Raw genomic sequence first — 10,867 nt, forward strand, 5'->3', positions numbered from 1 at the left:
AGAACTCCCCATCTGCCAGGACCTCAACATCGTGCTCGACGGCTCGACGCACGCTCGATGCCAGTTGATCCGCTTCATCCCTGCTCAGGCCTGAGTCCACCACTCAGAGTCGCACAAGCACGCACTCCCATGCCGCTGAGCGCGCCGTCGCGCCGAGTCGAGTCGATCTCTGTCATTCCTGTAAAGGATCAGCCGAGACACAACTGTCAAGCATCACCCGAGACACGACACGGGCGTTCGGCTCATGCCGTGTGCCACCTGATGCTTGACGGATCTGTGCCAGGTGATGCTTGACACTTGGCCTAGGTAAGTGAGGGGTCCGTCCGCGGTCAGTGGTGTTGGATGCTACGCGTCTGGATCGGGGGCGGGTTGGACCTCGGCGAGGATGGAGAGCAGGGTGTCGATCCGTGCGCGGAGGATGTCGTCCATCTCGCCGCGGACGAGCACGCTGACTGGATCGGCGCCGGGGTCACGAGCGAGCAGGACCGTGAGGATCGGGGAGCCGACGATCGGGTAGTCGTACTGGGGGCGCCCGGGAGGGTCGCCGCTTGTTTTGAGGAACCCGTGGTTGATGGCGTCCCAGTCGGTGTCGTCGAAGTCGTAGCCAATCCACATCGACAGGTACTGCATGGTTGTGCGGAGGTTCGCCGGCCAGACCCAGCCGGCGACTTCGGAGACTGCCACGCAGGTCAGTATGCACGCTGTGACGTGCGTGTTCGCTCGGATTTGAGGTTGCGGACGGGCAGGGTGGTGGTGCAGCGGATGACGCGGATCTCGCCGTCGTCGAGTTCGATGGCCAGGGTGGTTTCGGAGACGGCGATGGTGAGGGTGCGGTGTTTGTGGGCGCGTCCGAGGGCCACCTTCTGCCGGCAGACGGTGATCATGCCGGTGTTGGAGGCTCGCCGTTGCACCCGGATCGGTTCGGTAGATGGCCGGGGAGGTGGGCCGGCTGGGCGGGAGCCACGGAGCCGGCGGATCTCGGCGGTGGTGAGTGGGTTGGGTCGGGTGCGGAGCAGCTCGCGGGTTTCCAGGTCGTAGAACATCAACGTGGCCGCCTCGACGCGGATGCCGACCCGGCGGCCGGCGAGGATTTCGGCGGCGAGGATCTGTCGGCAGCCGAGTGAGACGATGCCGACTCGGGAGACGATCCGTTCGATCTCGACCGCGCCGCCAGTGCGTTCGGCTGGTGGCAGTGGGGAGGGTCCGGCGTTGACCGCTCCTTCGGCGGCTAGCCGGGCCAGGTCGTTGATGGTGAGGTGGGAGCGGACGGTCTTCACTCTGGCCCCGGCAATGAGCAGGTGGATCAGGTCGACGTCGGCCCAGAACTGGACGACCATGCCGGCCCGGACCGGGCCAAGCCAGAACTGTTTGCCGGCCACCTGCAGGTTGCCACTGGGTGGCACCACCCGGTCGAACTCGATCGGACCACCCGCCCACGGTGCCGGCGTCAACACCGGTTCAGGCACGGGACCAGCCGGTTCGTGGGCAGCGGCCGGTGGGGCCGGGGCGAGTGTCGGCGGTGTCCACAGCTCGAGCAGGCCGCGTTGGCCGTCGGGGACCGCGGCGAACCGTTCAGCCGGAGCGACTGGCGCGTGCTCATCAAGTGCTTGGTGTGGCCGGTCGGTGTTGTACTCCACCACGAAGGCGTCGATCGCGGCCTGGGCGGCCTCCACCGACTCAAACGGACCGCAGTCGTCGAGCAACTCCCGACGGAACGTCAGATGGAACCGTTCGATCTTGCCGGTGGTGGTCGGGGAGGCCGGCTGGGTCAGCCGGTGGGTGATGGCGTTCTTGCGGCAGATCTTGTCGAACATCACCTCCCCGCCCTTACCGAACCGGTCGGTGAACTGTTTGCCGTTATCGGTGAGGACTTCTTCGGGCACGCCGAATCGCTGCAGGGCTTGGGCAAACGCCAAGCACACCGCCCGGCTGGTGGCCCGTTCCACCACCGCCGCCATCACACAGAACCGGGAATGGTCATCCACACCGGTGACCACCTTGGCTTCCCGCAGCTCCCCGGTTTCCGGGTTGACCAGCATCACCCCGCCCACGATGTCGATCTGCCACAGCTGCATCGGACCGGGCCGCTCCCACCGCCGATACGAATCACGCGGACGCTTCCGCCGCCGAGGCACCACCAGCCCCTGCCGGGTCAGGATCCGGTTGATCGTCCTCGTCGATGGCAACACCAGACCCTCCGGCGGCTTCTTCAACAACTCCAACCGGATCCGCTTCGCGCCCCACCGCGGATGCTTCCGCCGCATCTCCGCGACCAGCACCTCCACCGCCGCAGGAGCCTGATGCGGGCACGAACCCGGCCGATGCGAACGATCCGCCAAACCCGCCACACCATCGGTCAGATACCGAGCCATCCACGCATGCAGCTGACGCGACACACCAGCCGCCGCAGCTACCTCCGTCACCGATGAACCCGAAAGAACCGCCGGCACCGCATCCAGACGTTGCTCCACCACCGACAACGCAACCAGCGCCAATCCCGGCCTCCCCTCATCAGCGACGCCCCGCGGAACGCCGCCGAAACAGGTTGGCCGAACACGACCAGTGTCAAGCATCAGGTGGCACACGACTGTCAAGCATCAGGTGGCACAGGGCACGGGCGTTCGGCTCAGCGTTGCTGAGTTGACCTCTATGAGATCAAGGCGCCGCTGACGCGGCGCACCGCCCGGCTACCGCCCTTGCGGGCGGCGCCGGGGCGCCGTCCTCGGGCTCGCCGGGCGGAGCATGTCGTCGTGCTGGCTGAACATCGCTGTCAGGTGACCGCCCCGTCCTCCTCGCATGCCAGTCTCCGGCCTCCACTCCGGCCCTCAATGGCGCCTGCGGCGTCACTTCGTGATCGGCTCCGCCGACCATTGACCGCCTCCGCTCCGACCTTCAATCTGGCTGGTTGCGAGGACGACGGGGACCCATGGTCGACGTCGGCTGGTCAGCCACGAGCTGGTGGAATCGGGGCCCGGGGTTTACTGTCTGAAGCTGCTGGCGGCGGTTGATTCGCGCGGGGAGATTGCTCAGAGGCCCCATCCGATCATGCGCAGACTTCTGACCACATTTGTCGGGGCGATACTGCTGTGGCCGCTGTCGGCCTGCACGCCCCCTCACGAGCCGATTGTGGCGTTGGCGGTGCGTGGTGACCGGCCGATCGGCGTGCTCGTAACCTGCGCCGGATCATTCTCCTCCCTCAGCGTGTACGAGGACCGGCCGGCATCCTCAGACGCCAGCCTGGTGGCATGGACCGTCGATGGGGACGGCACCGGTGAGGTCCTCGAGGTGGAACTGTTCGGCCCGCCGCCGCTGGGATGGCAGGTAAGGGAGGACGCGTTGACCGAGCTGCGGGCCGGTGTCCAATACAGCCTCTGGGGCGCGAGTCGGCGTTACGCCATCAGCGTCGACTTCACCACGGCCGACCTCGCCCGGATCGGTCCGGACCAGGTGCTCGTGGCGGAGCACTATCACGAAGCAGCGCAGGTCAAATCGCAAGACTCCTTCGTGGACAAGGCACGCGATGCCTGTTGAGCTCGCGTTCATGGCATGGGGCTCGGGATCGGCACCTGATGCCCAAGCGGCAGGAGAGGGCACTAGGACGTCGAACATTGACCGCGCGGTCAGCTGACCCCGGAGCCCGACCCCAACGACCTGCAACACCGGGCGACGATGAGCACCTGGTCGACGACCTCCGGAGCGCGGACGAGGAGGTCGAGTTGCCTGCCTCTACGGATAAGAAGGTCGGGGTTCGCGATCCTTGGGCGCCGGGACGTCGCGCGTCGTCATGGGCCGATCTCGCTTCGGGCTTGATCGAGGGAGACTGTCCGGCGTGGCCAGTCCACCAGCTGCTGGACGACGATGCCGGGACCGTACGCCGCTTCGTCATCTGCGGGGATTCCGAGATGATGCAGATATTCGATCAAGAGCGGTCGATCGAACCGGTCACGGATTCGGCGCGAGCGATAGCGCGACACGTCTTCGAAGGGGAACGGCTGTCCCGATGTGTGCCACTCCCATCGGCCGTCGGTAGCCACCGCTTCGATGGTCCGCTCATACATCAATGGCGGTTCGCCCTCGGGACCCGATACCCATAGCTGGGTTCCCTCGTGGCCGGGGCCGTATCGAGGCGCATGTTGGACTACCACGCAGCGAACGCCGAGCCGGCGGGAAACAGCGGGCCCGATCGCTGTCGGGTCGCCGCCGTTGATGTCGTTGTTGAGGTACGCGGACCAGTTTCCACATGGCATCACAAGCTCTCGCGTCCACGGCGACTCGAATGGAGGAAGGTGGTCGAGCACACTCGGATACGGCTGAGCCGGACAGATGCTCACGCGATGGTCGGAGCGCACCTGTCGCACGGCGTCGAGCACAACATCTGTGGATGCATCAAGATACTGAACCGACCAGCCGATCGGACTCGCGGAACCTCCCAGAAGCCGCATGAACCGACCGTAGCTGCAGCGCATGGTGAAGTCGTCGGTGGGCTGTCCCTCTGATGTGGCCCCCGAGCGGTCCTTGCCAGCCGCCTGTTGCCGCTTCCGCCGGTCGAGCACCCGGCGTGCCACATACGTGCCATACGTGGCGGCTACGTCTCGGCGCTCATCGGTCAACAGCGGTCATCTCGCCTGCTTCGTGAGCGCGACTCAGCCACGCTGGGGGTGAGCGCACATCTTCCAAGCTGGCCGTGCTCGGGGGAGCTTGCTAACGGCGTTGCTAACACCGGGTCTGGACGGACCTGGACTTGCGCGGACGTCCCGGTCTCTCCGCCGCCGCGTGACAGACGTCTGTGGACGCTGGCAGAAGGTCCGGATGGAATTTTGGATCTGAGGTCAGCGTGCGCTCGGCGCCCTCCACTCCGGCCGCTGCTCTGAGGCACTGCCCACATGGAGGTACGGCCGGTCGATCCGCGCGACGAGGCCTGGGGTCTGGCCGATCCCCCAGCGTTTCGGGTCTACTTCTGGCGACAGCCACCCGCTCCGCCGGGCATCCGGCAGGAAGAGGTGATGTGGCACGCCTACGAGTACGAGATCACCGGCGCAGACGTTGCACAGGTCCTCGCATGGGCGGAAGCGGAGCGACGGGACCGAACGTTCACGCTGTACGTCTGCATCCCGGATGGTCGCCGAGGGCTGGGCCTCATCCAGCTCTGTGGCGTCGACCCCACCCAGCACGACACCGACTGAGGCCCAGCCTGACCGACGACTTGCACCGCCAGGGATGGTGGACCCGACCAGGCCCGAGACGGCCTGTCGCACGCCTGAAACCTGGGCGCCGACAGTTCGCATCGAGAGGGTCAGGCGGGCCATTAACGGGCCATTAGCCGAGGACAACCAGGGGGCCTCCAGGCCGCTCCAGCCATTCGCTCGCGCCAGGAAGACGGCTCCCAGCACCGGATATGTACGATTCCCAAGCTGCCAGTCGCTAGCTTCTCTACGCTCAGTGACATGGCTGCCTACGAGCCGCTCTGGGTTCGGTTGTGTTCCGCGCTGGTAGAAGACGGTGAGATCGCACCGCTGCGCGTGGGGAACACCTTTGTCGCTGGCATGGCCATCGTTGCGGACCACCGAGCCGAGGCCGAGGACGTGGACGGCCTTCGACCCACGGGTACCGGGCGCGGCCTGTACAAGGCGACCGGCAGTGCCCGATCCTCTGGCAATACCTGGGTTCTGGACACCAGCGACCTGTTGCTCGTCACCTACCAGGATCCACCCGGGCCAAGAGTCGGTCACCCTACACGCTCCACGGCACTCTCGCCGTCGCTTGGGCCTACGAGTGGGATCTCGCGACCGAACCCGAGATGGGCGGCGCGGACTACGACGGTCGTCGGCTGTGGTCCGTCCAGGAGATCCTGGCGGACACGGCACGACCACCGAACGGTGGCGAACCTCCGCTGCGACCTGACGGCGGCAGGGTGGTCCGGCAGGTGCCACGCTGGGGCGAGGTGGATCACTGGCTTCGGGTCGCACCGGCAGACGGGCAGTCTCGTGACATGTGACCGCTCCAACCTGGTGAGGCCCCCGACGTTGATCAAGCGGAAACGGCGCCACCTGGTGGCGAAGAGTCGATCCGCTTCCGCACGAACGCGGCCAGCGTCAGACGTGGGGGCGATGGTGTCCGGGGACGTCGAAGGTCGGCACGCCAGCCCGATGCGGTCCCAGAAAACGGGTTGTGATCTGGCCGATGCGCTCTCACTGTAGTGGTCATGATCTCGCTTCGCACCGCTACGAGGGATGACATCCCCGTCCTCGCTGACGTGCTGGCGAATGTCGAAGCACAAGTCGATCCGTCGATCGATGTCGAGGAATGTCGGAAGGCCTTTGCCGAGGGAATCGACGGGTACTTCGGCGCGGACGAGCCGGAGAGCATCCTCTCGATCATCGAGCTCGACGGCGCCCCAGCGGGCAGGTTCCGGGTCGTCCGCTTCCCGGACCGGATCTTACTTGGGGGAATTCAGATCCACCCGGCTTTCCAGGGCAACGGAATCGGCACCCATCTCATCAGGGCACTGATCGAGGAGAGCCGATCCACCGCGAAACCTCTGCATCTCGACGTCGACAGGAACAACGTGAGCGCGCGCAGGCTCTATGAGCGCTTGGGCTTCGAGCAGCACGCCGAGTCCGAGAGGGACTTTCACATGGCGTTCCACCCGGATCGCGGCGTACGGCATGAACAAGCCGGCGAGGACCTCATCCGCTGACCGACCGGTGTTCGCCCTTCCTGGCGTGTGTAGGGCACGCATCGGGGCTCTTGTGTCATTGGAGGTGAGGTCGGCGTGCCCTCCGCGTGCCCCAGCCAGGGCCGATCATGGTCGGCAACGGTCAACCACGGTCAGGACGGTAAGCCTCGGACGCGACTATGGTCCACGCTCAGCGCAGCCAGAAACCCGAAGGTCCTTTGCAGTTGCCGTACATGTGCTGTGCCGCGTCCCCCGAATGCTCCCCGAAATGCTTTGTCACGGAGACGTCCTTGCAGGTCAGAAGCGGTCTGACCGTAGGCCTGTAAAACCGCCACTGCAAGCTACGTTGGTTCGAATCCAACACCTGCCACGATGCAAAAGCCCAGGTCAAACCCGGTTTGGCTGGGAACCATCCCGTCGGAGTGGGCAACGGCCCGCGGACCGTCGCCTTCGGGCTGTTTTCCGCTGTTTGCCCTGGTCAGAGAAGTGCCGCGTAGTGCGTCAGTGGTGCGGTGGGATCGGTGTGGCGTATACGCGGCGAAGTTCGGAGTGCCTTGGGCATGAGGCGGGTTCGTGCTCGGCCTCCAGTTCAAGATCTGGGACGCCGTGTGTCACTGGACGCCGCCTCGTGCGCCGGGCTTCGGCGGGACACCGCCTCTTCACCAAGACACGGTCGACAACCTTGGCGGTCGCAGGTCGCCGCCGCGGGCGCTCTCGAGGACGTCGAACAGCACAAGGTGACCCGGATGGGTCACGGCGAACTCGGCAGCGCGTCGACGTTGGGTGTATTGCCGCTGTAGGCCGGCGAAGTCCAGCCGCCGGTCCTGCCATCTCACGATCTCCCCGCTTATCTTGGAGTGATCGCGGATTGGCCCTGTGACTTGGACTTCTACGTGGTGGGACATGTCTATGACTGGTCTGCTGCGGGGCTGCGGGTGTCAGCGGCTGATTGAAACTCCCCGCTGCGGATCGCGAACCGGCGCAGTTCTCATCGATGTCATGACTCGAACTTGTCTCGCATGGCAAGCATCTCTTCGGTCGACCAGGTGAGCTTGCCGGAGCCGAGGTCGGCGAGGACGTTGCGGAGCCAGGTGAGTTCGGCCCTGGTCACGGCGACCATGTGCTCGTGTTCGAGCATGAGGATCCTTGGAAGCTCGAGTTTTCGTGCCATCTGCTGCTCCCGCCTGGCCTGTGCCAGTGTGGACTGCAGTGCCTCGGCCCGGCGTTCGAGCTGGGGGCGTACCGCGTCGGGGCTCATGATGGCGAGCACCGCCAGCACGGCGCGGAATTCGGGGAACTCCCGAGCCGGCGTCGACAGCATGGTGTCGGTCCACTGGCGCAGTGTCTTCTGGCCGTTCGTGGTGATCGCGTAGACGATCCGGCCCGGCCCGACGCCGCCTGCGAGTTTCTCGTGTACTTCGATCAGCCCGTCACGGAGCAGGCGGTCAATCGTCTGGTAGACGCTGTTGCTCCGCGCGACGTTGACCACATCGTCCTTGCGTCGGATCTTGATCAGCTGCTGCATGCGGTAGGCGTGCATTGGCTCCTCGGCCAGAAGTGCCAGCAGCACCATAGCCAGCGGGGACCGTGGTCGGGGCGGTTCGATCACGTGCTCACCCTAGTTCAGAATCCTACTAGCCATAGTATGGCTAACCAGGTTATGGTGTCAGGCATGCGAAAGGCGATCATTATCGGAGCGGGCATCACCGGACCCGTGACCGCGATGGCCCTGCGACAAGCGGGCCTCGACGCGACCATCTACGAGGCGTACGACCGCTCGGCAGACGGGGTCGGAGCGTTCCTCACAGTCGCCGTCAACGGACTGGCCGCGCTTCGGCTGATCGCCGTCGACGCCCGCGACTTCGGCGGGTTCGACACGCCAGTCCTCGCGATGCAGAACAGCGCGGGCCGCCCTCTCGGCACGTTCGCGATCGGCAGGCCCGACAACGGTCTGGTCAGCCAGAGCATCAGGCGCTCCGACCTCTACATTGGACTCCGCGACGAGGCGGTCCGCCGCGGGATCGCGATCGAGTATGGCAAGAAACTCCTCGACGCGACGACAGGAGCCGACGGCCGGGTGGTCGCAACCTTCGCCGACGGTACTCGAGCCAAGGGAGATCTGCTGATCGGTGGCGACGGCCTGAACTCGCGCACCCGTGCGTTGCTGAACCCCGACGGCCGACCCCCTCGTTACACCGGCCTGCTCAACACCGGCGGCTTTGCCCACGGAATCGACGTAGCGACCCAGCCCGGCGTGTTCACGATGACCTTCGGCAGACGGGCGTTCTTCGCCTACGTCAAGCGCGGTCCAGGCGACGTGTGGTGGTTCGCCAACGTGCCGCGCGCTGCCGAGGCGAGCCGGGATGCGCTCGCGGAGCTGGCGTCGCGATGGCGTACCGAACTCCAGCGGCTATTCGCCGACGACCACACTCCAGCACTCCAGCTCATCGCACACACCGACGACATCCTGACGCCATGGAACACCTGCGATCTGCCCACAGTCGCCAGGTGGCACTCTGCCTCGATAGTGCTGCTGGGCGACGCTGCCCACGCAATCTCACCGACCTCGGGCCAAGGCGCCTCCCTCGCGATCGAAGACGGCGTGGTGCTGGCGAAGTGCCTGCGCGACCAGCCCGACACAGGCGCTGCCCTCGCCGCCTTCGAGGCGCTACGCCGCAGACGCGTGGAGAAACTCATCACCCGGGCCAAGCGGACCAGCGACCAGAAGATCCCGGGCAGGGTGAGTGGGCTGATCAGAGATCGGATCGTCATTCCGTTGGTCGCGCGGCAGGCGGCACGGAGCACCTCGGACTGGGTACACGACTACCGCATCAACTGGGAAGCGCCCGTGACCACCTGACCCATCCGACGACCCCGGAGGTGTTCGGGGCTTGCCGCCAAAACACCAAGGCACAGCGATGCTTGGCACCCCGACAGGTTCGGCTGCGTCAGCAGCCAATGGGGCAACCTAGATCCGTATCCGGTCGACCCTGCAGTTACTTCGCTACCCTGGCGATCTTCTGCATCCTCGCGGCAGGTCTGTGCTGAGGATCGGGGTGGACAGCCGATCGCTGGTGGGGAACGTAGCTAGACATCTTCGCTTGCGAAATCGCTCGAAGCCGTTTCCGGTGCGCATGCCTTGTTGTTGCGGCGAGCGCGATAAGGAGCAGCACCAGGCCGGCGTAGATGACGGCGAGGATTGCCCAGAAGATTGCGGTAGTCACTGCGAGACCCCCATGCCCCAGCCCCATAAACACTGCGGCCGCGTGCTGGCTGCACCCGGCAGACCTGACCCGCGCCGCTTATACCTGCAGCTAGAGGACGCCCCAGCCACCGGGCCGGTTGCACAGGAATCTCAGGACCGTCTAGGCAACCGGGCCTGCCGAGCCATAGGCCGTCTCGCCCGGGTGCGATGGATCTGATGGATGGGACTCCGGTGGGTCTCGTTGAGGCGTGCTGACCGCTTAGCCGGTGCTCGGTGTGATCCGCCCGGTCGACGCATGTACGGCCCCGTCGCCGGCGAAGGACACCGAAGCGCCGCGCCAGTTCACGGTCGGCACCCCAACGCACCCATCCAGGCCGGTAACGAGGTCGGTCGACAACTCGTCTTTGACCAAGCGCACAGTCTTACCGGGGAAGCCGAGTCCGTTGGCCGCGTTGACCAGGCACACCTTGGCACCTGCGACGTGCTCGCGGCGGGTAAGCCGCCTCGAGCCGACGGGTTCACCGGCGGCGGCCACGATCAGGGCGGGCTGGTTGGTTTGGGCTCCGTCGGCGCCGATCGAGCTGGCAAGCTGGAACTGGGCCACTTCCTGGTCGGGGCCGGCGTCGTAGGCGTGTGGCATGACGATCGCGCACGCGTCGTGGGCGGCGGCGATCGACTCGGGCGAGTACTCGTCCAGCCGCGAGCCGAACACTCTGAAAACCTGCCCGATCTCGTAGATCAAAAACGCCGGCTCCCAGTCGTCGCGGTTTGTAGATGAGCCGTGCGCCTGGCTCGGCGGCAAGGATTCGCGGGTCGCCAGCGTTGAAGATCGACTCTTCGATGAGGCCGTAGTCACCCACTAGTGTCCTCCGCCTGAAATTCGTGCGATATATCGGGCGAGGGAGTCGAGGATCTCCTCGGCGGTCTTCTTCCAGACGAACGGTCTTGGGTTCTTGTTCCAGTTGTTGATCCACTCGCGGACGTCT

The 10,867-nt window shown here is 65.7% G+C and carries 9 protein-coding genes; 4 read left to right on the forward strand and 5 right to left on the reverse strand.

Going from position 1 to position 10,867, the window contains the following annotated elements:
- Positions 1-345: 345 nt before the first annotated feature.
- Both ABN028_RS34495 and ABN028_RS34500 read right to left on the reverse strand, forming a co-directional pair.
- A complete protein-coding gene (locus ABN028_RS34495) occupies positions 346-684 on the reverse strand; it encodes a hypothetical protein (protein ID WP_349699555.1) in 339 nt (112 codons plus the stop codon).
- A gap of 5 nt (positions 685-689) precedes the next feature.
- The gene (locus tag ABN028_RS34500; RefSeq protein WP_349699556.1) at positions 690-2,573 is read right to left on the reverse strand and encodes an IS481 family transposase; all 1,884 of its coding nucleotides are present in this window, start codon (positions 2,571-2,573) and stop codon (positions 690-692) included.
- A 385-nt stretch (positions 2,574-2,958) separates the two neighbouring features.
- Between ABN028_RS34500 and ABN028_RS34505 the strand changes: the two genes are divergently transcribed.
- The 3 genes from ABN028_RS34505 to ABN028_RS34515 all read left to right on the forward strand — a co-directional run bounded on the left by ABN028_RS34505 (position 2,959) and on the right by ABN028_RS34515 (position 6,697).
- Positions 2,959-3,531, forward strand: a complete 573-nt coding sequence (locus ABN028_RS34505; RefSeq protein ID WP_349699557.1) for a hypothetical protein — start codon at positions 2,959-2,961, stop codon at positions 3,529-3,531.
- Between the two features lie 1,352 nt (positions 3,532-4,883).
- Entirely contained in the window at positions 4,884-5,183 is a 300-nt protein-coding gene (locus ABN028_RS34510; protein WP_349699558.1) for a hypothetical protein, read from the forward strand.
- A 1,019-nt stretch (positions 5,184-6,202) separates the two neighbouring features.
- Positions 6,203-6,697, forward strand: coding sequence for a GNAT family N-acetyltransferase (locus tag ABN028_RS34515; protein ID WP_349699559.1), 495 nt, complete (start codon positions 6,203-6,205; stop codon positions 6,695-6,697).
- A gap of 638 nt (positions 6,698-7,335) precedes the next feature.
- Here the strand turns inward: ABN028_RS34515 and ABN028_RS34520 are convergent.
- Positions 7,336-7,512 (reverse strand): DNA ligase-like domain-containing protein, encoded by a 177-nt coding sequence (locus ABN028_RS34520; RefSeq protein ID WP_349699560.1) that lies wholly within the window; start codon positions 7,510-7,512, stop codon positions 7,336-7,338.
- A 161-nt stretch (positions 7,513-7,673) separates the two neighbouring features.
- Entirely contained in the window at positions 7,674-8,285 is a 612-nt protein-coding gene (locus ABN028_RS34525) for a PadR family transcriptional regulator (RefSeq protein ID WP_349331527.1), read from the reverse strand.
- A 63-nt stretch (positions 8,286-8,348) separates the two neighbouring features.
- Between ABN028_RS34525 and ABN028_RS34530 the strand changes: the two genes are divergently transcribed.
- The gene (locus ABN028_RS34530; protein WP_349699561.1) at positions 8,349-9,536 is read left to right on the forward strand and encodes an FAD-dependent monooxygenase; all 1,188 of its coding nucleotides are present in this window, start codon (positions 8,349-8,351) and stop codon (positions 9,534-9,536) included.
- A gap of 604 nt (positions 9,537-10,140) precedes the next feature.
- On the opposite strand, the gene ABN028_RS34535 is transcribed toward ABN028_RS34530, so the two are convergent.
- A complete protein-coding gene (locus ABN028_RS34535) occupies positions 10,141-10,623 on the reverse strand; it encodes a hypothetical protein (RefSeq protein WP_349699562.1) in 483 nt (160 codons plus the stop codon).
- Between the last annotated feature and the right edge of the window lie 244 nt (positions 10,624-10,867).

It is taken from the genome of Actinopolymorpha sp. B17G11 (assembly GCF_040196095.1).
Lineage (GTDB): Bacteria > Actinomycetota > Actinomycetes > Propionibacteriales > Actinopolymorphaceae > Thermasporomyces.

Excerpts from the sequence above, each read along its gene's own strand:
- ABN028_RS34500 (WP_349699556.1), bottom strand. The coding sequence starts at position 2,573 with ATGCTTGACACTGGTCGTGTTCGGCCAACCTGTTTCGGCGGCGTTCCG.
- ABN028_RS34510 (WP_349699558.1), top strand. The coding sequence starts at position 4,884 with ATGGAGGTACGGCCGGTCGATCCGCGCGACGAGGCCTGGGGTCTGGCC.
- ABN028_RS34515 (WP_349699559.1), top strand. The coding sequence starts at position 6,203 with ATGATCTCGCTTCGCACCGCTACGAGGGATGACATCCCCGTCCTCGCT.
- ABN028_RS34530 (WP_349699561.1), top strand. The coding sequence starts at position 8,349 with ATGCGAAAGGCGATCATTATCGGAGCGGGCATCACCGGACCCGTGACC.